Origin of the sequence: Pseudomonas sp. FP1742 (genome assembly GCF_030687145.1) — a bacterium.
Lineage (GTDB): Bacteria > Pseudomonadota > Gammaproteobacteria > Pseudomonadales > Pseudomonadaceae > Aquipseudomonas > Aquipseudomonas frederiksbergensis_D.
In genome coordinates, this window is the sequence record NZ_CP117460.1 from 2,573,429 (window position 1) to 2,594,504 (window position 21,076).

A 21,076-nucleotide genomic window follows, 5' to 3' on the forward strand; every position below is an offset into this window, starting at 1 on the left:
CGTACAGTGTCTGGTTCACGACCACTGCCAGATACAGAGCGAAACGGTTGCCAATAGCCTGCATTTCTGGGAAAACGGCGCCCATCAAGCCCGCTCGGGCAAGCGCACTGATAGAGTGAATGTAATGAATGATGAGTTGCAGGTAATCGACCTTGAAGTGGGCGACGGCAAAGCCGCCGTCAAAGGCGCGCTGATCACCACCCAATATCGAGGTTGGCTGGAAGACGGCACTGAATTCGATTCTTCCTACAGCCGGGGTAAACCTTTCCAGTGTGTGATTGGCACGGGGCGGGTGATCAAGGGCTGGGACCAGGGAATCATGGGCATGCAGGTTGGCGGTAAACGCAAGCTGCTGGTGCCGGCGCATCTGGCCTACGGCGAGCGGTCGATGGGGGCGATTACGCCGAATTCGAATCTGATTTTCGAGATTGAATTGCTGGAAGTGCTAACGCGGGATGATTGATTGGCGAGTGAATTGAAATGATTAACCCCGCTGTCTCTGAGAGGAGAGAGCGGGGTTTTTGCTATCTGTGGCGAGGGGCTTGCTGTGGCGAGGGGGCTTGCCCCCGTTGGGTTGCGCAGCGACCCCAAATCCAATCCATCGCGGTTTCTCAGGACTGACCGCATACGCTGATTTTACGACTGCTGCGCAGCCGAACGGGGCGATGCGGCGTTCCGACAAGCCCCCTCGCCACGGATGCTCATTCCAACAACTATTTTTGCTGAAGGCTTGATCGGCTATTACTGCGGATCGATGTTATCCAGCGCCCGGTTCACGGCCAGTTCCCTTTGCGGGTGGGCAAGTCAGGTGAATGCCTCAATATCATCAAGGGTGTCCGCCACAGCTCCTTCCAGGGAGGGGAATCATGGCAACACTGTTTTTGCTGCAAGCCTGATCCGCTATTACCGCGATACAAGGCGAAGAACGATGACACGGTCTGTCAGGCGTTCGGCAGATCAGCAAACAAAGGAATGTGCCCGTTAAGGGAAGGGCGGTAGTGCCAGGTCAACCGGCCCAAAGCAGGTTTCATCGCCAAGATCTCAACCAACGTCGCGCGGGCAATGCTCAACGCCAGCACTTGCCCCGGGCATTGATGACGGCCGGCGCCGAAGGTGAAGCTGCGGCGGTTTGGGCGCTCGAGCAGGAACATATCGGGATCGTCATTAAGCAGCGGATCACGATTGGCCGAAGCCAGCAGCACCAGAATGACGTCGCCGGGGTTCAGGTTCACGCCGTCGATTTCGCACGGTGCGGCGACGAAGCGGCGGGTGTTCTGCACCGGAGGATCGAAGCGCTGCACTTCGGCGATCAGGTCGTTGACTTGAGTCGAGTCGATCTGCGGGTTTCGGCTCAACGCCAGTAGCGCATTGCCGATCAGCCCGGCGGTGGCGTCGTAGGTCTGGGAGAACAGGCCAATCAGGTTGGCGATCAAGGTTTCCGGGTCGGTCGAGGTGGCGAAGCGCTGCTGGATACCGGCGAGCAGGGCGCTTCGATTGTTCGGATCAGCCAGAAGCTCGATGAAGTATCCCTTCAGCTGTTCTGCCGCAACATGGGCAGCGTCCAGTTGTGCCTGATCGCTGAGGGGCGACAGGCAGGCGACGAAGTCGGCGGTCAGCTCGCTGATGGCCCGGCCCTGCGCCGGAGAGAATCCCAACAACGCCGCCACTACACAGACCGGCCCGCGAAACATCGCCGTGTACAACCCATCGGCCCCTGGGGTAATCAATCGAGCGCTGACCAGTGAATTGACGTCATTCACATCAATCAGCGTCAGCCCCGGCTCAATCGCCGCCCTCGGGCAACGCTGCCGCTCACCCTCGTTCATCCGCATTAACTGACCGAACACCTTGCCGGCCATGCCCTGAGCAATCGCCCTGGGCACCGGCTCATGCGCCGGTCGCACATGACAGTCCGGATGCGCAAGCACAGCGGCAACGGCGCGGGCGCTACTGGCCACCCACAGTTTCAGTCCCTGATGAAAAACCAATCCACCCTCGGCACGCAGTTGCGCGTAGTAGGGGTATGGATCGGCGTGAGTCGCAGCGATGATCGGGTCCATGGGTCGCAGCCTTATCGATGGTTGAAAAGTGTTGCTACTATCTCCAGTCCGAAAGGGCCTTGATTCGTCCGGGAGCGAAATATGAACGCAGAACAACATGACGTCGGCGTTTCTCAAGTGGCCGCAGCGATTGCCGAGCCTGCGCGGACGAAAATCCTCTGCTCGCTGATGGACGGCCACGCCCGCACCAGCACCGAGCTGGCGGCGGTTGCCGAAGTCAGCGCCTCGACCGCCAGCGCACACCTGGCCAAGCTCAAGGAATTGGCGCTGGTGCGTTTGCACGTTCAGGGCCGCCATCGCTATTACAGCCTCGCGGACAAGCGCGTGGCCCAGGCCCTGGAAGCGTTGATGGTGATCGGCCAGAACGCTGCGCCAATGTTCAACCCGCGCACCCCGGACCGCCTGCAATTCGCCCGCACCTGCTACGACCACATGGCCGGTACCCTGGCGGTGTTGCTGCATGACCGGATGATCGACGCGGGGTGGTTGCTGCAAACCGATGAGCAGGCTTATCGATTGAGCGACAGTGGTGAAGCGTTGTTCGAAGGATTGGGTATCGACGTCAAAGACCTTGGCACTTTGCGCCGCCGCTTCGCCTGTCCATGCCTGGACTGGAGCATGCGTCGGCCGCACCTGGGCGGTGCCTTGGGCGCGGCGTTGCTGCAAACGGCGATCAAACGCCAATGGGTGACGCAGGACCTGGACAGTCGGGCGTTGGCGTTGACGGTAGCGGGGCACAAGGAACTCAGTCGTCGGTTCGCCGTTGAACTGCCGGTTCAGGGAACGACAGCGCCACTCTCGTCCACCGAGAACAGGCGCCGAGCGATTGCCGGTCCTGCGGCTTAACGACTGGCCGAAGCCATCAGCACGCCAAAACCGGCGAAGGTCACCCCTGAGACTTTCGCCGCCAGCCAGGAACCCTTGGGGCTCGACAACCAGCCTTTGGCGGCATTGGCGAGCAAGGCATAGCTGCCATGCACCAGGATCACCAGAATGGCGTAGGAGGCGACCAGTTTGAAGAACTGGCTGTAGAAGTGCGCCGAGGTGTCGATGAATTGCGGGAACACCGCCAGAAAGAAAAACACCGCCTTGGGGTTCAAAAACTGCAGCGAAGCGGCTTCGACGAAGCGATAGCCGGGGCTTGAGGGGCGCGTTTCAAGCAAGGGACTCAAACGATCCGAGCGCCAGCTTTTGTAGCCCAGGTACAACAAATAGGCGGCCCCTGCGTATTTCAGCGCGGTAAAGGCGTTCGCCGAGGTGCTGAGTATCAGGCCGACACTGGTGGCGCTGACGGCGGCGACGACAAACGCCCCCGACGCGATCCCCAGAATGCCCGGCACCGCCCCCGTCCAGCCGTGGCGTACCGCGTTGGACAGAGTCAGGACCACGCCAGGCCCCGGGCTCAAAATAGTCAGGGTGGCGAAGAGTACAAAGAGTCCGTAACTGTTCATGGCTTGCTCCGTCAGGTGGCATTGGCTGCGTGCTGGCAGATTGGCGTGGCGAGGAGGGCGTGACAAACGCTTTAATTACAGCGCATAGGTGACTAAATTAGACGCATGAATCCACTACCGCCGCTTAATGCTGTTCGCGCCTTCGCCGTTGCTGCTCGTCATCAGAGCTTCAGCCTGGCGGCCGAAGAGCTGCATGTCAGTCACAGTGCCGTCAGCCGGCATATCAAATTGCTCGAGGAATACCTGGGGGTTCTGCTGTTCGAGCGGCGTATCCGTCAATCGGTGCTGACGCCGGCCGGTCAGCGCTTCTATGAACAGGTCAGCGCCGGGCTGGCGCAGATCGCCAACGCCGCCAGTGCGCTCAAGCAGCATGCCTCGCTGCCTACGGTGAAGATCAATGTGCGTCCGTCCTTCGCCATGCTTTGGCTGACGCCCAGGCTGGCGGATTTCGTTGCGCAGTACCCCGGCATCAAGCCGCAGGTGATCACCCAGACCCAGGCACCCGATCAGGCACGCGACGGGTTCGATATCGTCATTCGCCGTGGTCGTGACGATTGGGCACCGACGATTGAGGCGCGAGCGCTGTTCGAAGATGAACTGTTGCTGGTCGCGGCGCCATCGCTGATCGAGCGCCTGCCGCTTGAAGACCTCACGTCCCTGAGCCGCCACACGCTACTGACCGCCAAGGCCCGCCGCGAAGACTGGCACAATTGGGCCATGCACTTTGGCCAAAGTCAGTCAGCCGCTCAGGTAACCCGGCAGTTTGATCACATGCACCTGGTGCTTCAGGCCGCCGTGGAGGGACAGGGCCTTGCCTTGTGCCCGACCTCTTTGCTGGGCAACCATCTGTTGAGTGGACACCTGATCTGCCCGTTGCCCGAGTTGCGCATGCCGTTGCCGCGTTATTACTACGGTGTTGCGCCGGACGTGACGGCGCACACGCGGATCTTTGTGGAGTGGTTGTTTGCCCGGATTGCTCAGGATGAGCTGAGTTGGCAGACACCTCGTGCCGTGACCGCTACGCCCTGAAGTCCCAGACGATCTCCACCACCCGCACCGCCAGCACCAGGTAAACCAGACCCAGGATGATCTGGAACGCCGTGTGATACGGCAACCTGGACAGCCGGCGCAAGCCGTCGCTGACACTGAGCAGCATCAGCAGTGCTGACGTTGCAATCAATCCCCAGCCGGCGAGGTTTGAAGCGAACAATCCCATGAATACATGATGGCCGCCGTGCAACGCGTTGGTGCCCGCCGCGAACAGCAGGGCGCACACCAGCAGGTTCTTGATGTTGTCGAACACTTGTGTGGTGAAATCGGTGTCCAGCAAGGCCAGATACTTTCGCCAGAATTTATCCATGGTTTTGGTGGCACCTGTTGATGGCGGTTGCACGTGGCAAGTCTAGTGACGTTTTGTCCGAAACGCGGACGAAAAAAAGCCCGGCCTTCAATGTGATGGCCGGGCTTTTGTGTTCAAACGGACAGTCGCGTCAGATCAAACCTTGACGATCCAGCCTGCTGGCGCCTCGATGTCGCCGGTCTGTACACCGGTCAGCTCTTTGTAGAGCTTCTGGGTGACCGGGCCGACTTCGGTTTCGCTGTGGAACACGTGCAGCTTGTCTTTGTAGCTGATGCCACCGATCGGGGTGATAACGGCAGCAGTACCGCATGCACCGGCTTCCTTGAAGTCGGACAGCTTGTCGATGAACACGTCACCTTCAACCACTTCCAGGCCCAGACGGGTCTTGGCCAGTTCGATCAACGACAGACGGGTGATGCCCGGCAACACCGAAGGGGAATTCGGGGTGACGAACTTGTTGTCGTGGGTGATCCCGAAGAAGTTGGCCGAGCCGACTTCTTCGATTTTGGTGTGGGTCATCGGGTCCAGGTAGATGGCGTCGGCGAAGTGCGCCTTCTTGGCCTGGGAGCCTGGCATCAGGCTGGCGGCGTAGTTGCCACCGACCTTGGCCGCGCCGGTGCCTTGTGGGGCGGCACGGTCGTAGCTGGAGATCAGGAAGTTGTGCGGGGTCAGGCCGCCCTTGAAGTAGGCGCCGACCGGGATGCAGAAGATCGAGAAGATGAACTCGGGTGCGGTACGCACGCCGATGTTGTCACCCACGCCGATCACGAACGGGCGCAGGTACAGCGCGCCGCCGGTGCCGTAAGGCGGGATGAAACGCTCGTTGGCGCGGACCACGTCCTTGCACGCTTCGATGAACTGTTCGGTGGACACTTGCGGCATCAGCAGGCGCGCGCAGCTGCGTTGCATGCGGGCGGCGTTCTGGTCCGGGCGGAACAGGTTGATCGAACCGTCCTTGCAACGGTAGGCCTTCAGGCCTTCGAAGCACTGCTGGCCATAGTGAAGGGCAGTGGAGCCTTCGCTGATGTGCAGCACGTTATCTTCGGTCAGGGTGCCTTTGTCCCACTCGCCATTACGCCAGTGCGACAGATAGCGCTTGTCTGTCTTGATGTAGTCAAAACCCAGCTTGTCCCAATTGATGCTTTCGTTACCCATGACACCCTCTATCACTTAACAACCGTCGAAACGGTTCAAGGCTTCTGACATTTTTCTGGATGGGGACAACAATACTTCATTCCGGGCCTAAATCGCAGCCCGGATTACGAACTCCGCGACCATCGATGCACCTCGTTGTAGCAGCTGTCGAGCACCGCGAGGCAGCGTTCGGCGGCGAAGCCGTCGCAAAACCGGTCATCGCATTCTTTCAGGCAGACCGCGTCAGGCGGATTACGACGACTTCGTCGCCGAACGCTGCCTCGCGGTGCTCGACAGCTGCTACCAAGGGTTGCGTTAGTCTTTAAAGGTGCAGGGCATGCCCCAAAGCACGCAACGCTGCTTCCTGCACTGCCTCGCCGAGCGTCGGATGCGCGTGGATGGTGCCGGCGATGTCTTCCAGCCGCGCGCCCATTTCCAGGCTTTGACCGAACGCGGTCGATAATTCCGAAACACCCACGCCCACCGCCTGCCAGCCGACAATCAGATGATTGTCCCGGCGTGCCACGACCCGCACGAAGCCGCTTTTGGACTCCAGTGTCATGGCCCGGCCATTGGCGGCGAACGGGAAGCTGGACACGATGCAGTCCAGCCCCGCAGCCTTGGCCTCGTCCGGGGTCTTGCCGACTACTACCAGTTCCGGGTCGGTGAAGCACACGGCGGCAATGGCGGTCGGGTTGAATTCGCGGTGTTTGCCGCTGATCAGTTCGGCAACCATCTCGCCCTGGGCCATGGCCCGGTGGGCGAGCATCGGTTCGCCGCTCAGGTCGCCGATGGCGTAGACGTTGCGCATGCTGGTCTGGCAACGGTTGTCGATCTTGATTGCCGAACCGTTCATGTCCAGGTTCAAGGTTTCGAGGTTCCAGCCCTGGGTGTTGGGTTTGCGACCGACGGCCACCAGCACCTGATCGGTTGCAAGATTCAGGATGTCGCCGTTTGGGTCACGAACTTGTAGAGAATTTCTTTGTGAATCAAAGCCTTCAACGCTGTGTTTCAAGTAAAGCTTCACATCGAGTTGTTTGAGCGCTTCGTGCACCGGATGGGTCAGTTCGGCATCGTAGGCCGGCAGGATGCGGTCCTGCGCCTCGACCACGCTGACCTCGGCGCCGAGCTTGCGATAAGCAATCCCCAGCTCCAGACCGATGTAACCGCCACCGACCACAACCAGCCGTTTCGGCACGCTTTTCGGCGTCAGGGCTTCAGTGGAGGAGATGATCGGCCCGCCAATCGGCAGCATTGGCAGGTTGACGCTTGTCGAACCGGTGGCCAGCACCAGGTGTTCGCACTGAATCCGCGTGTCGCCGACTTCAACGGTTTTACCGTCGATCACTTTCGCCCAGCCGTGAATGACCTGGACCTTGTGTTTCTTTAATAGCGCCGAGACGCCAGTGGTCAGGCGATCAACGATGCCGTCCTTCCACTCGACGCTTTTGCCGATGTCCAGGGTCGGCGCCGATACGTTGATGCCCAACGCCGAGTACTGGCTGTGGTGCTGTGTCTGGTGGAACTGTTCGGCGACGTGGATCAACGCCTTGGACGGAATGCAGCCGATGTTCAGGCAGGTGCCGCCCAGCGATTGGCCTTCCACCAGAATGGTCGAAATGCCCAACTGACCGGCACGGATCGCCGTCACGTAACCGCCAGGGCCGCCACCGATGATCAGCAGCGTAGTATTTAGAGTCTGTTGCATTCCTTACTCCACAAACAGCGTTGCGGGTTGTTCGAGCAAGCCACGAATGGCCTGGATGAAGAGCGCCGCGTCCATCCCATCGACCACGCGGTGATCGAAGGAACTGGAGAGGTTCATCATCTTGCGGATCACGATCTGGCCTTTGACCACCATTGGCCGCTCGACGATTTTGTTCACGCCGACGATCGCCACTTCCGGCAGGTTCAGCACCGGCGTGCTGACGATGCCGCCCAGGGCGCCGAGGCTGGTCAGGGTGATGGTCGAGCCGGACAGCTCATCGCGGCTGGCCTTGCCAGTGCGTGCAGCCGTGGCCAAACGGGAGATTTCCGCGGCGTTGTCCCACAGGCTGCGGGCTTCGGCGTGACGCACTACCGGCACCATCAAACCGATGTCGGCTTGCGTGGCGACGCCCACATGCACCGCGCCGAGGCGGGTGATGACCTGGGCTTCGTCGTCGTAACGGGCGTTGATCTGCGGGAAGTCGCGCAGGGCCACGACCAGTGCGCGGACCAGGAACGGCAGCAACGTCAGCTTACCGCGAGTCGCGCCGTGTTTTTCGTTCAGGTGTGCGCGCAGTTCTTCGACGGCGGTGACGTCGATTTCTTCGACGTAACTGAAGTGGGCGGCACGCTGGGTGGCGTCCTGCATGCGCTGGGCGATCTTGCGGCGCATGCCGATCACCGGGATTTGCTGTTCGTCGTTGCGCTGGGCGTAAGCGGCGGTGGCTGTCGATGCGTTCGACCGACCCTGAGCCAGATAAGCTTCAAGGTCTTCGTGCAGAATCCGCCCGGCAGGGCCGCTGCCACGCACCAGGCGCAGTTGAATGCCAAGGTCCAGCGCATGCTTGCGCACGGCCGGGGAGGCCAGGGGACGTTCATTGGCTTCGCGGGCGACCATCGGGCCTTGGCAAACGGCGGCCGGACGCGGAGTCGCAGCCGGTTTGCTTTCAACGACGGTTTCAACTTTTGCTGGCGCCGCCGGCGCTTCTTTCACGGCAACCACCGGCTCAGCCGACTCTTTAACGTTGCCCGCGCCTTCGACTTCGATGCGGATCAACTCGCTGCCGACCGCCATGACTTCGCCGGGCTGGCCGCCGAGGGCGATGACCTTGCCATGCACCGGGGATGGAATATCGACCATCGCCTTGTCGGTCATGACATCGGCCAGCACCTGATCTTCGACGACCATGTCTCCGACCTTGACGTGCCACACCGACAGTTCAACTTCTGCAATGCCTTCGCCAATGTCCGGCATTTTAATAACGTGCGTGCCCATTCAGACCTCCATAACCCGATGCAAAGCCGCGCCCACACGGGACGGACCAGGGAAATACGCCCACTCTTGCGCGTGCGGGTAGGGAGTGTCCCAACCGGTGACGCGCTCGATCGGCGCTTCCAGGTAGTGGAAGCAATGCTCTTGCACCAGCGCGACCAGCTCGGCGCCGAATCCGCAGGTGCGGGTCGCTTCGTGAACAACCACGCAGCGTCCGGTTTTCTTCACCGACTTGACGATGGTTTCCAGGTCCAGTGGCCACAGGCTGCGCAAATCGATGACTTCGGCGTCGATGCCGGTTTCTTCAGCGGCGACTTGCGACACATAAACCGTGGTGCCGTAGGTCAGGATGGTCACGTCCTTGCCCGGGCGGGTGATGGCGGCCACATCCAGCGGCACGGTGTAGTAACCGTCCGGCACTTGCGCGGCGGGGTGCTTCGACCATGGGGTTACCGGGCGCTCGTGGTGACCGTCGAACGGGCCGTTGTACAGGCGTTTCGGCTCGAGGAAGATCACTGGGTCATCGTTTTCGATGGAGGCGATCAACAGGCCTTTGGCGTCGTAAGGATTGGACGGCATGACGGTGCGCAAACCGCAGACCTGGGTGAACATCGCCTCGATGCTCTGGCTGTGGGTCTGGCCGCCATAGATGCCGCCGCCGCAGGGCATGCGCAGGGTCATCGGCGCGGTGAACTCGCCGGCCGAGCGATAACGCAGGCGGGCGGCTTCGGAAATGATCTGGTCCGACGCCGGGTACACGTAGTCGGCGAACTGGATCTCGGCCACTGGCCGCAAACCGTAAGCACCCATGCCCACGGCGACACCGACGATGCCGCTTTCGGAAATCGGTGCATCGAACACCCGGGAGGTGCCGTACTTGTTCTGCAGGCCTTCGGTACAACGGAATACGCCGCCGAAGTAGCCCACGTCCTGGCCGAACACCACGACGTTATCGTCACGCTCAAGCATCACATCCATGGCCGAGCGCAGGGCCTGGATCATGGTCATGGTGGTCGTGGTCATCGCGGTTTCCAACTGAATATTATTGTTGTGATCGTTCATGTCAGATCCCCAACTCCTGACGCTGGCGCTTCAAGTGCTCCGGCATCTCTTTGTAGACGTCTTCGAACATGGTCGCGGCGCTCGGAATCTGGCCGCCGGCGAGGGTGCCGTACTGCTCGGCTTCTTTCTGCGCGGCGATCACTTCGGCTTCCAGTTCGGCACTGACAGCGGCGTGTTCCTCTTCGGACCACTGACCGATTTTGATCAGGTGCTGCTTGAGGCGCGCAATCGGGTCACCCAACGGGAAGTGACTCCAGTCGTCGGCGGGACGGTATTTGGATGGATCATCGGAGGTCGAGTGCGGGCCGGCGCGGTAGGTGACCCATTCGATCATGGTCGGGCCGAGGTTGCGTCGGGCCCGTTCGGCGGCCCAGGCAGAGGCGGCATAAACCGCGATGAAGTCGTTGCCGTCGACCCGCAGGGAGGCAATGCCGCAACCGACGCCGCGTCCGGCAAAGGTGGTGGCTTCACCGCCGGCAATCGCCTGGAACGTCGAGATCGCCCACTGGTTGTTGACCACGTTGAGGATCACCGGCGCACGGTACACGTGGGCGAAGGTGAGGGCGGTGTGGAAATCCGATTCAGCGGTGGCGCCGTCGCCGATCCAGGCCGAGGCGATTTTGGTGTCGCCCTTGATCGCCGAGGCCATGCCCCAGCCCACCGCCTGGATGAATTGGGTGGCGAGGTTGCCGGAAATGGTGAAAAAACCGGCTTCCTTGACCGAGTACATGATCGGCAACTGGCGGCCCTTGAGCGGATCGCGCTCGTTGGACAGCAGTTGGCAGATCAGGTCCACCAGCGGCACTTCGCGAGCCATCAGGATGCTTTGCTGGCGGTAGGTGGGGAAGCACATGTCGTCGATGTTCAGGGCCAGGGCCTGGGCGCTGCCGATGGCTTCTTCGCCGAGGCTCTGCATGTAGAACGACATTTTTTTCTGGCGCTGGGCGACCACCATGCGGTTGTCGTAGATCCGCGTCTTGAGCATGGCGCGCATGCCTTTGCGCAGGATCTCGACGGGTACGCCTTCAGCCCATGGGCCCAGGGCATTGCCCTGGTCGTCGAGCACGCGAATCAGGCCCCTGGCCAGATCAGCGGTGTCGGCCGGTTCTACGTCGATTGGGGGTTTGCGCACCAAGCCGGCATCGGTCAGATGCAGGTAGGAAAAGTCGGTTTTGCACCCCGGGCGGCCCGAGGGTTCGGGAACGTGCAGGCGCAGCGGTTCGTACGCTTGGTTCATGGCTTCTACGCTCGATCTTGTGAATTTCTTGTAGTGAGCTGGCAGTCATTCTTCGGTAAAAGAATTCTTGTCCTACAACAATCATAGGCCGGGCCAAGAAGAATATTTCTCTGTGTTTCGTTGCGCTGGAGGTCATTTGAGGATAAAAAATCTGCATAAACATAAAAAACAGGTGTTTTTGTCTCATGCGCAAACTGGACCGTACCGACATCGGCATTCTCAACAGCCTTCAGGAGAACGCGCGCATCACCAACGCCGACCTGGCGCGCTCGGTGAACCTGTCGCCGACGCCGTGCTTCAATCGGGTCAAGGCGATGGAAGAATTGGGGCTGATTCGCGAGCAGGTAACCCTGCTGGATGCCGATCTGCTGGGGTTGCATGTGAATGTGTTCATTCACGTCAGCCTGGAGAAACAGGTGGAGGAGGCGCTGCAGCATTTCGAAGAGGCGATTTCGGATCGCCCTGAAGTGATGGAGTGCTATTTGATGGCCGGCGACCCGGACTATTTGATCCGCGTGCTGGTACCGACCATTCAGTCCCTGGAGCGGTTCATGATGGACTTTCTGACCAAGGTGCCGGGGGTGGCGAACATCCGTTCGAGCTTTGCGCTCAAGCAAGTGCGCTACAAGACGGCGTTGCCGTTGCCGGCGAATGGTCTGACTCTGGCCAATTGAAGATCGCGGCTGTAGCGGCCGTAGCAGCTGTCGAGCACCGCGAGGCAGCGTTCGGCGGCGCAGCCGTCGCAAAACCTGCAACCGCGTTCTTTCAGGTAAACCGCGTTGGATGGATTACGACGGCTGCGCCGCCGAACGCTGCCTCGCGGTGCTCGACAGCTGCTACGGGGCTAGAGTTGGTTCAGGGGGATCTTCAGGTAAGTGACGCCATTATCTTCCGCCGGTGGCAAATTCCCCGCCCGCACATTCACCTGAATCGCTGGCAACAGCAGTGTCGGCATGTCCAATCCGGCGTCACGCTGGGTACGCATGGCGACGAAGGCGGCCTCATCAATACCATCGTGGATATGAATGTTGCTTTTGCGCTGCTCGCCAACCGTACTCTGGCATTGCGGGGCGCGGCCCTCGGGGGGGTAATCGTGGCAGACGAAGAGACGCACGCTGGCGGGGAAGGCCAGCAGTTTGCGGATCGAGGCAAACATCTGGTGGGCGTTGCCGCCAGGGAAGTCGCAGCGCGCGGTGCCGACGTCCGGCATGAACAGCGTGTCGCCCACCAGAATCACGTCGCCGTCGATCAAATAAGCCATGTCCGCCGGGGTATGCCCGGGCACATGCAGGGCCGTGGCCTTGAGGTTGCCAATGCGGAATGACTCGTCCGGGGCGAACAGGTGATCGAACTGTGAACCATCGACACTAAATCCCGGTTCGAGGTTGAACAGTGTCTTGAACACCCCCTGAACCTTGCTGATCGACTCACCAATCGCAATCTTGCCCCCCAGTTCCCGACGCAGATACGGCGCGGCCGACAGGTGGTCGGCATGGGCATGGGTTTCCAGCAGCCATTGCACCTGCAACTGGTGTTGGCGAACGAAGGCGATGATCTTGTCGGCCTGGACGGTCGAAGTACGCCCGGCGGCGGCGTTGTAATCGAGCACCGGGTCGACAATCGCGCAGTGCCCGCCATCGTGCTCGTAGATCACGTAGCTGTAGGTCGACGATGCGGGGTCGAGGAAGGCTTCAATCAGCGCAGACATGGGCATGAACCTGTGGAAAGGGCAGGAGGAAAATAACCGGTTGCAACACTTTATGTTTAAACATAATGTCCGCAGCTTAAGTGACGTTGAAGGCATCCTGCAAATGCAATCCAGTCTGACCGAATGTGAAGTCGCCCAACTCCGGGCCTCGGCCTCCAAGGCGTGCGCACTGCTCAAGGCCCTGGCCAACGAGGACCGCTTGCTGATTCTCTGCCAGCTGACCCAGGGCGAGCGCAATGTCGGCGAGCTGGAGAAAATGACCGGCGTGCGCCAGCCCACACTGTCCCAACAGCTGGGCATCCTGCGCGACGAGGGATTGGTCGCGACCCGTCGTGAAGGCAAGTACATATTCTATGGTTTAGCCAGTCACGAAGTGATTCAGGTGATGAAGACGCTGTCCGGGTTGTACTGCGGAGCGGTGCTGAAAAGCTGGGGCTGAACCTGATGCCAAGTGCAAATCTCATGTGGGAGCGGGCTTGCTCGCGAAGACGGCGGCACAGTCAACATCGATGTTGCCTGACACACCGCTTTCGCGAGCAAGCCCGTTCCCACATGGATTGCACTTAACTGACTGGCATCAGGGCTGAACCCGGCGCCATGCGTGCAACAACAAGGAATGAATGATGAACGATCAACACTGGGGCCCATCCATCAGTGCCGACATTGTGGTAATCGGCGGCGGGACCGCCGGCATTGGCCTGGTGGCCAGCCTGCTGAAACGCGATCCGGGCTTGAACATCACCGTCATCGAACCCGCCAGCCAGCATTACTACCAGCCGGCATGGACGCTGGTGGGCGGAGGTGCTTACACGGTGAAAAACACCGCGCGTCCGATGTCCTCGGTGATGCCGCGTCAGGCCACCTGGTTGCAGGCATCCGTGACCGACATCGCCCCGGACAGCCAACAGCTGACCCTCGACGATGGCCGCACCGTCGGTTATCAGAACCTTGTCGTTTGCCCTGGCTTGCGCCTGGCCTGGGAGAAGATCGAAGGCCTGCAGGACACCCTCGGCCGGAACGGCGTGACCTCCAATTACAGCTATCAGCACGCGGCCTACACATGGGAGCTGGTCCAGGGATTGCGCGGCGGCAAGGCGATCTTCACCCAGCCGGCGATGCCGATCAAATGCGCCGGTGCACCGCAGAAAGCCTTGTACTTGTCCTGCGATCACTGGCGCAAAACCGGTGTTTTGAACAGGTTCGACGTCGAGTTCAATCTGGCCGGCGCGGCATTGTTCGGTGTGGCGACGTTTGTGCCGCCGCTCATGAAGTACATCGAAAAGTACAACGCCCGGCTGGCCTTCAATTCCAATCTGGTCAAGGTTGACGGGCCGGCGAAAACCGCCTGGTTCGAGGTCAAGGATGCTGCGGGCGTCGTGACCCTGCAGGAAAAAACCTTCGACCTGTTGCACGTCGTGCCGCCTCAGGTCTCGCCGGATTTCATCCGCCAAGGCCCGTTGGCCGACGCCGCCGGCTGGTGCGAAGTGAACCCGCACAGCCTGCAACACGTGCGCTATCCGGATGTCTTCGCGTTGGGCGATGTCTGCTCCACCAGCAACGCGAAAACCGCCGCCGCTGCGCGCAAGCAGATCGTGGTGGTGGCGCAAAACCTGCTGGCCCTGCGCAAGCAGCAGCCGTTGCCGCTCAAGTACGACGGCTACGGTTCCTGCCCGCTGACGGTGGAGAAGGGCAAGGTGATTCTCGCCGAGTTCGGTTATGCCGGTAAGTTGCTGCCGACCTTTCCCCTCGACCCGACGGTGCCGCGCCGTTCGGCCTGGTTTCTCAAGGCGACCCTGTTGCCGTGGTTCTATTGGAATGGCCTGCTCAAGGGTCGCGAATGGCTGACCCATCTGTCCAAGGTTGATTGAGAGAATCCTATGTTGCTGGCCAGTTTTTTCGGTGTGCTCATGGGCCTGGTGCTTGGTTTGACTGGCGCCGGTGGCGGTATTCTTGCCGTGCCGGCCCTGGTGCTCGGGCTGGGTCTGACCATGACCCAGGCGGCGCCGGTCGCGTTGTTCGCGGTGGGCAGTGCGGCGGCGATCGGTGCGGTCGACGGTCTGCGCCATGGCCTGGTGCGCTATCGCGCGGCGCTGTTGATTGCTTTGCTCGGCGCGGTGTTTGCGCCGGTGGGTATCTACTTCGCCCATCAGTTGCCGGAAAAGATTCTGAAGGTGCTGTTCAGCTTGCTGATGATCATGGTGGCCTGGCGGATGCTGCGCCCGGAAAAGCTCGACGACGGTCCCAGCGATCACGGCCATGCCAATTGGGGCCAGAAAAATTGCATGCTCGATCAGCAGACCGGGCGTTTTTCCTGGACCGCCAAATGCACCGCGACCCTCGCAGCCCTCGGCGCGGTGACCGGCGTTGTCTCGGGGCTGCTCGGGGTCGGTGGCGGTTTTCTGATAGTGCCGGCGTTCAAGCAACTGACCGATGTGCAGATGCGCGGGATCGTCGCCACGTCGTTGATGGTGATCAGCCTGATTTCGATCATCGGGGTGATCGGCGCGTTTCACGCCGGGGTACGGATCGATGGTTTGGGCGTGTCGTTCATTGTCGCCAGCATCGTCGGGATGATCCTCGGCCGGAAACTCTGTGCGCGGGTGCCAGCCCGAGGGTTGCAGATGGGCTTCGCCAGTGTCTGCGTGGTGGTCGCTGTTTACATGCTGTTTAGAGCGCTCGCCTAGCGCGCACCGGTTCCTGTGGACGCCTGTGGGGGCCACAGGCTTACACCCTAAGTTCCGGGCCTGGCCGGCGGGTGGTCTTACACCGAATTTGCCGCGCGCCACCGGCCAGTCCAAAGCATCTGACAACCGCCCCCAAGGCAGCGTATGACGCCGCCTGTCCGCTTTCGATAATCGCCTCCGACATCAAGTCCCCGTAGCGGAGCGCGTCATGCACAACAATAAGAACTTCAAGCATCGTTTCTTGCCGGCTTTCATCGTTAGTCTGTCATCCCTGGGCCTGAGCTCAATCGCCCAGGCCGAGATCATGCTGTACGACAAGGACCAGACCACGTTCTCTACCGATGGCTACATCAACGCCTTCTATGTGAACAGCGACGTGGACCGGGCCGGCGATCAGTACGACCGGCGCCAGGCGCGGGTGAAGATGGGTTTTTTACCTAACTATCTGGGTTTCAACATGGGCAAGCAGGTCGATGACCTCAAGCTCGGCGCCCGCGCCTCGTTCTGGGTGACCATCAACGACAGCGAAACCAACGGTACCGACACCGCCATCGACGTGCGGCAGTTCTACGGCACAGTGGCCAACCCGGAGTGGGGCGAGGTGCTGATCGGCAAGGATTTCGGCCTGTTTGCCCGCTCCAACATCCTGCTCGACGAACTGCTGGCCGGTTATGGGCAGGTCAGCGATACGTTGGGCCTGGTGGACGGCGGCGGGGTGTCGTTCGGCAACATCGGCAGCGGTTATCCGTACCCGTTCCCGACCTCGCAGATTACCTATCGCACCCCGATCATGGACGGCTTGCGGGTGGCGGTGGGGATCATGGACCCGGTCGACACCAACGACAGCAGCGCAACCGGCAAGGCGTACCAGGAGAACCCGCGCACCGAGAGCGAGATCACCTATCAGTTCGACCTCGGCGGGGCGAAGATTTACAGCTGGCTCAATGGCAGCTACCAGACATCGGATAACACCGATTCCAGCGTCGGGTCCGTCACCTCCAAAGGCGTCGGCTATGGCGTGCAGGCGAAGATGGGCGGGCTGTCGCTGACCGGTTCCGGTTTCCAGGCCAAAGGCATCAACCCGTTCTTCACCAACAACGCCGGCGAGCCGACCCTGCGCAATGTCGACAGCGACGGCTACCTGTTGCAGGGCTCCTACAAACTGGGCAAGAACCGTCTGGCCTTGTCTTATGGCAAGACCAAGGACGACGGCAACGGCGTGGTGGGCAGCGGTGCCGATTACGAGACTCGCGGCGTTGCGCTGTTCCATGACGTCAACGACAACCTCAAGCTGGTGGCCGAGTACAACCAGTTTGAAATCAACGGTCACGACACCAGCGCCCAGAATGAGAACACCGATACGTTTGCGGTGGGGGCGGTGTTGACCTGGTAACCCCGCAGTCGCCACAACGCAGATCCAATGTGGGAGCGGGCTTGCTCGCGAAAGCGGCCTTCCAGTCAACTATTATGTTGCCTGACACTGCGCTTTCGCGAGCAAGCCCGCTCCCACAGGGGATTTGTGGTGTTCTGTAGATATTGTCGTCCTCTCATCCCATCGAACCACCCACCCGCTACCCAAGTAGCATTCGTCACCGCCGGCAGGCTTCGTACACTCGAGCCTCATACAGGCGAGGGGCGACGATGCAGCAGGTTCAGAGTGACGGTGTGGTCAGTGCCATGTCCCAGGCCATCGATGCCCAGCAAGCGGCGCAGGATCTGGCGCGACAACTTTTGCACCCGCATTTGGGCTTCGTGCTGTTCTTCTGTTCCGCCGAGTACGACTTGCAGGCGCTGGGCCAGGCGTTGCAACAGAGCTTCGGCGGCATTCGCCTGGTGGGCTGCACCAGTGCCGGCGAAATCACCCCCCAAGGTTATGGCCGTAGTTGCGTGACGGCCGTGGGTTTCGATCATCGACACTTTTCCATCTCCACCGAACTGATCGACGAGATGGAGCATTTCAGCCTGATCGATGCCCAGCAAATGGTCGAGCGTCTGGTCAGTGGTTGTCGCAGCAACACCCTGGCGCCGATCAAGGGCAACAGCTTTGCCCTGACCCTGCTCGATGGCTTGTCCAGTCGTGAAGAAATGGTGCTCGCTGCCTTGAGCGCGGCGTTGGGCGATATTCCGCATTTCGGCGGTTCGGCTGGCGACGACAATTACCTGACCCACACCCACGTGTATTTCGGCGGCGAGTTTCACAGCGGCGCGGCGGTGGTGGTGCTGGTCAATACCTGGCTGGACTTCGAAGTGTTCACCACCCACCACATCCTGCCCCGGGCCGAAAAACTGGTGGTCACCGCCGCCGACAGCGCCTCGCGCCGGGTATTCGAACTCAACGCCGAACCCGCCGCCGAAGAGTACGCCCGGCACATCGGTGTCGCGGTGGCCGACCTCGATTACCGAGTCTTTGCCGCGCACCCGTTGGCGGTGCGGATCAACGATCAGTATTACGTGCGGGCGATCCAGCAGGTTCATCCGGACCTGAGCCTGAGTTTCTATTGCGCGGTGGAAAACGGCATCGTCCTTACCGTCATGCGCCCCGGCCCCATGCTGCCGAACCTGCAAAACCTGTTCGACGGTTTACAGGAACGTCTCGGCGACCTGTTGCTGACCATCGGCTGCGACTGTTTTCTCAGGCGCCTGGAACTGGAAGATGCCGGCAGTCTCGAGCAGATCGGCGCGTTCCTGCGGGAGCAACGGGTGATGGGTTTCAATACCTACGGAGAACAGTTCAATGGCATGCACATCAACCAGACCTTCACCGGGGTTGCCATTGCCCGAGGACGCTCCCCTGGACAGCGCTGACCTTCAGGCGCAGATCGCCAGCCTGCGCCACGAAAACCACAAACTGCAGCGCATCAATGGCGCGCTGATCGAGCGCATCGAGTCCGGCATCACCCGGGGCAACGACCCGTATGCGGCGTTCCAGCATTCGGTAGTGCTGGCCGAGCAGGTGCGTGAGCGCACCGATGCCTTGAACCAGGCCATGGCCGAACTCAAGGCCGGCAATCACTTGCTCAGCGAAGCGCGGCTGCGGGCCGAAACCGCCCACCAACACTTGATCGACGCCATCGAAAGCATCTCCGACGCCTTTGTGCTGTTCGACGCCGAGCAGCGGATCGTGCTGTTCAACAGCCGCTTCAAGGCGTTCTGGGGCAACAGCCGGGTGCGGATCAACGCCGGGATGCGCCTGCGCGAGGTCAAACGCTTGATGACCTCGACCGGGCTGTTCAGCGAAGAACCCCGGGGGCATGCCGACGAAAACCTGCTCTACCGCCTGCATAACGGGCGCTGGCTGCAAGTCAGTGAACGGCCGACCCAGGAAGGCGGGCGGGTGATCCTGTTCACCGACATTACCGACGTCAAACTCAGCGAAACCCTGCGCCGCGAGCAGGCCGTGGCGCAGAAGTCGCACCTGCTGCAACGGGCGGTCGACAACCTGTCCCAAGGGGTGGCGATGGTCAATGCCGAGGGCATTCTGGAACTGTGGAACCGGCGCTTCCTGGAACTCAGCGGCCTGGCTCCGGTGGCGGCCCATCGGCCGTTCGCCGAGGTGATCGCCGACAGTGAACTGAACCTGCTGACCCCGGCCAGTCGCGATGCCAACGGGCGGTACGTGCAGGAATGCGAGCAGCGCCTGTACGATGGCCGGGTCCTGGAAATCCGCACCCATCCATTGCCCACAGGTGGTTTCGTCAATACCTTCACCGACATCACCGAACGCTATCAACACGCCGAAGCCCTCAGCGAAAGCGAGCGCTGGATTCGCCTGATCACCGACCATGTGCCGGCGCTGATCGCCTACCTGAATGCCGATCTGGTCTACGAATTCACCAACAAAGTCTACGAAGAATGGTACTGCTGGCCCCGGGGCGTGATGCTCGGGCAGAGCCTGCGCGAAGTGCACAGCGAGCAGCACTATCAGCGCCTGGAGGCCTATGTGGCCCGGGCCCTGGCCGGCGAAAGCGTGACGTTCGAGTTCGCCGAAACCAACATCAACAATCAGGAGCGCTACATGCTGCGCTCCTACGTGCCCAATCGCCTGGCCAGCGGGGAAGTGGTGGGGATTTTCGTGTTGATCCGCGACATCACCGAGCGCCGCCGCACCGCCGAGGCGCTGCATCAGGCTTATCAGAACCTTGAATTGCGGGTGCGCGAACGCACCACCGAACTGACCACCCTCAATGACCAATTGCTGCGCGAAATCGACGAGCGTCGCCGCGTGGAATCACGCTTGCGCGAGGCCAAGCTCGAGGCCGAGCAGGCCAACCTGTCGAAGACCAAATTTCTCGCCGCCGTCAGCCACGATCTGCTGCAACCGCTCAATGCCGCGCGGCTGTTTACCAGCGCGTTGCTGGAGCGCCGGGAGCCGGTGGCCAACGAGAATCTAGTGCGCAACGTCAGCAATTCCCTGGAAGACGTGGAAAACCTGCTGGGCACCCTGGTGGACATTTCCAAACTGGATGCCGGGGTGATCAAGGCCGACATTGCGCCGTTCGCCCTCAGCGAATTACTGGAAAACCTCGCCGCCGAATACACCCAAGTGGCCCGCAGTGAAGGCCTCGAGCTGCATTTCATCCCGTGTTCGGCGCTGGTGCGCAGTGACATTCAGTTGCTCGCGCGGATCCTGCGTAATCTGCTGAGCAATGCCATTCGCTATACCTACAGCGGACGTGTGGTGCTCGGCTGCCGGCGCCATCACCAGCGGCTGACCATCGAAGTCTGGGACAGCGGCATGGGCATTGCCGAAAACCGCCTGGAGGAGATTTTTCAGGAGTTCAAGCGCGGTGACGTGCAACGCCCGGATCAGGACCGCGGTTTGGGGCTGGGTCTGGCGATTGTCGAGAAAATCGCCCGTATTCTCGGCCACCGGATTCACGTGCGTTCATGGCCGGGCAAGGGCTCGATGTTTTCCGTCGAAGTGCCTTTGAGCGCCACGGCGCCGAAGGCGTTGCCGAATTTATTGATGAGTGAACCGATGCTCGAGCGCCTGCGAGGTGCCCGGGTGTGGGTGCTGGACAACGACGCAGCGATTTGCGCCGGGATGCGCACCTTGCTCGAAGGCTGGGGTTGTCGGGTGGTCACGGCGCTGTCGGAGGAAGACCTGGCGCGGCAAGTGGACAACTATCACGCCGAAGCCGACCTGTTGATCGCCGACTATCACCTGGATGACGAGCAGAACGGTGTCGACGCCGTGGCCCGCATCAACGCCCGGCGCGCCTCGGCGATCCCGGCGATGATGATCACCGCCAACTACAGCAATGAACTCAAACAACAGATCCGCGAACTGGGCCACACCCTGATGCACAAACCGGTGCGGCCGATGAAGCTCAAGACGGCGATGAGTCATCTACTCGGCAGGCCTTGAGGCTTCTGGTGTTTTTGAGGGCCTCTTCGCGA

General features: G+C 60.9%; 19 protein-coding genes. 10 read left to right on the forward strand and 9 right to left on the reverse strand.

Features of this window, described 5'->3' with window-relative positions:
• Positions 1–124: 124 nt before the first annotated feature.
• A complete protein-coding gene (locus PSH64_RS11525; RefSeq protein ID WP_018929733.1) occupies positions 125–463 on the forward strand; it encodes an FKBP-type peptidyl-prolyl cis-trans isomerase in 339 nt (112 codons plus the stop codon).
• 478 nt (positions 464–941) lie between these two features.
• On the opposite strand, the gene PSH64_RS11530 is transcribed toward PSH64_RS11525, so the two are convergent.
• A complete protein-coding gene (locus PSH64_RS11530; RefSeq protein WP_305480718.1) occupies positions 942–2,060 on the reverse strand; it encodes a cytochrome P450 in 1,119 nt (372 codons plus the stop codon).
• Between the two features lie 81 nt (positions 2,061–2,141).
• Between PSH64_RS11530 and PSH64_RS11535 the strand changes: the two genes are divergently transcribed.
• On the forward strand, positions 2,142–2,906 hold the full coding sequence (locus PSH64_RS11535; protein ID WP_305480720.1) for a helix-turn-helix transcriptional regulator: 765 nt from the start codon (positions 2,142–2,144) through the stop codon (positions 2,904–2,906).
• Here PSH64_RS11535 and PSH64_RS11540 read toward each other — a convergent pair.
• Entirely contained in the window at positions 2,903–3,511 is a 609-nt protein-coding gene (locus tag PSH64_RS11540) for a LysE family translocator (protein ID WP_305480722.1), read from the reverse strand. The two genes, PSH64_RS11535 and PSH64_RS11540, sit on opposite strands and share 4 nt — an antisense overlap.
• Positions 3,512–3,616: 105 nt before the next feature.
• Here PSH64_RS11540 and PSH64_RS11545 point away from each other — a divergent pair, with 105 nt between their 5' ends.
• Positions 3,617–4,540 (forward strand): LysR substrate-binding domain-containing protein, encoded by a 924-nt coding sequence (locus PSH64_RS11545; protein ID WP_305480723.1) that lies wholly within the window; start codon positions 3,617–3,619, stop codon positions 4,538–4,540.
• Here PSH64_RS11545 and PSH64_RS11550 read toward each other — a convergent pair.
• The 6 genes from PSH64_RS11550 to PSH64_RS11575 form a co-directional block, all read right to left on the reverse strand.
• The gene (locus tag PSH64_RS11550; RefSeq protein WP_105345583.1) at positions 4,530–4,871 is read right to left on the reverse strand and encodes a hypothetical protein; all 342 of its coding nucleotides are present in this window, start codon (positions 4,869–4,871) and stop codon (positions 4,530–4,532) included. The two genes, PSH64_RS11545 and PSH64_RS11550, sit on opposite strands and share 11 nt — an antisense overlap.
• Positions 4,872–5,006: 135 nt before the next feature.
• Positions 5,007–6,026: a branched-chain amino acid aminotransferase gene (locus tag PSH64_RS11555; RefSeq protein ID WP_019579417.1), complete on the reverse strand. Its 1,020-nt coding sequence runs from the start codon at positions 6,024–6,026 to the stop codon at positions 5,007–5,009.
• Between the two features lie 301 nt (positions 6,027–6,327).
• Entirely contained in the window at positions 6,328–7,713 is a 1,386-nt protein-coding gene (gene lpdA / locus PSH64_RS11560) for a dihydrolipoyl dehydrogenase (protein ID WP_305480724.1), read from the reverse strand.
• A gap of 3 nt (positions 7,714–7,716) precedes the next feature.
• A complete protein-coding gene (locus PSH64_RS11565) occupies positions 7,717–8,988 on the reverse strand; it encodes a dihydrolipoamide acetyltransferase family protein (protein ID WP_305480726.1) in 1,272 nt (423 codons plus the stop codon).
• The gene (locus PSH64_RS11570) at positions 8,989–10,047 is read right to left on the reverse strand and encodes an alpha-ketoacid dehydrogenase subunit beta (protein WP_018929724.1); all 1,059 of its coding nucleotides are present in this window, start codon (positions 10,045–10,047) and stop codon (positions 8,989–8,991) included.
• Position 10,048: 1 nt separating this feature from the next.
• Positions 10,049–11,284 carry a 3-methyl-2-oxobutanoate dehydrogenase (2-methylpropanoyl-transferring) subunit alpha gene (locus PSH64_RS11575; protein ID WP_305480728.1) on the reverse strand — a complete coding sequence of 412 codons (1,236 nt, stop codon included), beginning with the start codon at positions 11,282–11,284 and terminating at the stop codon, positions 10,049–10,051.
• A 185-nt stretch (positions 11,285–11,469) separates the two neighbouring features.
• Here PSH64_RS11575 and bkdR point away from each other — a divergent pair, with 185 nt between their 5' ends.
• Positions 11,470–11,958, forward strand: coding sequence for a Bkd operon transcriptional regulator BkdR (gene bkdR, locus PSH64_RS11580; RefSeq protein WP_017339472.1), 489 nt, complete (start codon positions 11,470–11,472; stop codon positions 11,956–11,958).
• A 170-nt stretch (positions 11,959–12,128) separates the two neighbouring features.
• Here the strand turns inward: bkdR and PSH64_RS11585 are convergent, their stop codons facing one another.
• Positions 12,129–12,992 (reverse strand): MBL fold metallo-hydrolase, encoded by an 864-nt coding sequence (locus PSH64_RS11585; protein WP_105345572.1) that lies wholly within the window; start codon positions 12,990–12,992, stop codon positions 12,129–12,131.
• 103 nt (positions 12,993–13,095) lie between these two features.
• Here PSH64_RS11585 and PSH64_RS11590 point away from each other — a divergent pair, with 103 nt between their 5' ends.
• From PSH64_RS11590 to nahK, 6 genes are all read left to right on the forward strand, one after another.
• A complete protein-coding gene (locus PSH64_RS11590) occupies positions 13,096–13,431 on the forward strand; it encodes a helix-turn-helix transcriptional regulator (RefSeq protein WP_026331709.1) in 336 nt (111 codons plus the stop codon).
• 184 nt (positions 13,432–13,615) lie between these two features.
• On the forward strand, positions 13,616–14,860 hold the full coding sequence (locus tag PSH64_RS11595; protein WP_305480729.1) for an FAD/NAD(P)-binding oxidoreductase: 1,245 nt from the start codon (positions 13,616–13,618) through the stop codon (positions 14,858–14,860).
• Positions 14,861–14,869: 9 nt separating this feature from the next.
• A complete protein-coding gene (locus PSH64_RS11600) occupies positions 14,870–15,676 on the forward strand; it encodes a sulfite exporter TauE/SafE family protein (RefSeq protein ID WP_305480730.1) in 807 nt (268 codons plus the stop codon).
• Positions 15,677–15,884: 208 nt separating this feature from the next.
• Entirely contained in the window at positions 15,885–17,069 is a 1,185-nt protein-coding gene (locus PSH64_RS11605; protein ID WP_305480731.1) for a porin, read from the forward strand.
• 248 nt (positions 17,070–17,317) lie between these two features.
• Entirely contained in the window at positions 17,318–18,481 is a 1,164-nt protein-coding gene (gene nosP, locus PSH64_RS11610) for a nitric oxide-sensing protein NosP (RefSeq protein ID WP_305480732.1), read from the forward strand.
• Positions 18,411–21,044 carry a hybrid sensor histidine kinase/response regulator NahK/ErcS' gene (gene nahK, locus PSH64_RS11615; RefSeq protein ID WP_181150700.1) on the forward strand — a complete coding sequence of 878 codons (2,634 nt, stop codon included), beginning with the start codon at positions 18,411–18,413 and terminating at the stop codon, positions 21,042–21,044. The genes nosP and nahK overlap by 71 nt, the downstream gene beginning before the upstream one ends.
• The last annotated feature ends 32 nt before the right edge of the window (positions 21,045–21,076 follow it).

Coding starts and splice junctions, on each gene's coding strand:
- PSH64_RS11525 (WP_018929733.1), top strand. CDS start 125: ATGAATGATGAGTTGCAGGTAATCGACCTTGAAGTGGGCGACGGCAAA.
- PSH64_RS11530 (WP_305480718.1), bottom strand. CDS start 2,060: ATGGACCCGATCATCGCTGCGACTCACGCCGATCCATACCCCTACTAC.
- PSH64_RS11535 (WP_305480720.1), top strand. CDS start 2,142: ATGAACGCAGAACAACATGACGTCGGCGTTTCTCAAGTGGCCGCAGCG.
- PSH64_RS11540 (WP_305480722.1), bottom strand. CDS start 3,511: ATGAACAGTTACGGACTCTTTGTACTCTTCGCCACCCTGACTATTTTG.
- PSH64_RS11545 (WP_305480723.1), top strand. CDS start 3,617: ATGAATCCACTACCGCCGCTTAATGCTGTTCGCGCCTTCGCCGTTGCT.
- PSH64_RS11550 (WP_105345583.1), bottom strand. CDS start 4,871: ATGGATAAATTCTGGCGAAAGTATCTGGCCTTGCTGGACACCGATTTC.
- PSH64_RS11555 (WP_019579417.1), bottom strand. CDS start 6,026: ATGGGTAACGAAAGCATCAATTGGGACAAGCTGGGTTTTGACTACATC.
- lpdA (WP_305480724.1), bottom strand. CDS start 7,713: ATGCAACAGACTCTAAATACTACGCTGCTGATCATCGGTGGCGGCCCT.
- PSH64_RS11565 (WP_305480726.1), bottom strand. CDS start 8,988: ATGGGCACGCACGTTATTAAAATGCCGGACATTGGCGAAGGCATTGCA.
- PSH64_RS11570 (WP_018929724.1), bottom strand. CDS start 10,047: ATGAACGATCACAACAATAATATTCAGTTGGAAACCGCGATGACCACG.
- PSH64_RS11575 (WP_305480728.1), bottom strand. CDS start 11,284: ATGAACCAAGCGTACGAACCGCTGCGCCTGCACGTTCCCGAACCCTCG.
- bkdR (WP_017339472.1), top strand. CDS start 11,470: ATGCGCAAACTGGACCGTACCGACATCGGCATTCTCAACAGCCTTCAG.
- PSH64_RS11585 (WP_105345572.1), bottom strand. CDS start 12,992: ATGTCTGCGCTGATTGAAGCCTTCCTCGACCCCGCATCGTCGACCTAC.
- PSH64_RS11590 (WP_026331709.1), top strand. CDS start 13,096: ATGCAATCCAGTCTGACCGAATGTGAAGTCGCCCAACTCCGGGCCTCG.
- PSH64_RS11595 (WP_305480729.1), top strand. CDS start 13,616: ATGAACGATCAACACTGGGGCCCATCCATCAGTGCCGACATTGTGGTA.
- PSH64_RS11600 (WP_305480730.1), top strand. CDS start 14,870: ATGTTGCTGGCCAGTTTTTTCGGTGTGCTCATGGGCCTGGTGCTTGGT.
- PSH64_RS11605 (WP_305480731.1), top strand. CDS start 15,885: ATGCACAACAATAAGAACTTCAAGCATCGTTTCTTGCCGGCTTTCATC.
- nosP (WP_305480732.1), top strand. CDS start 17,318: ATGCAGCAGGTTCAGAGTGACGGTGTGGTCAGTGCCATGTCCCAGGCC.
- nahK (WP_181150700.1), top strand. CDS start 18,411: ATGGCATGCACATCAACCAGACCTTCACCGGGGTTGCCATTGCCCGAG.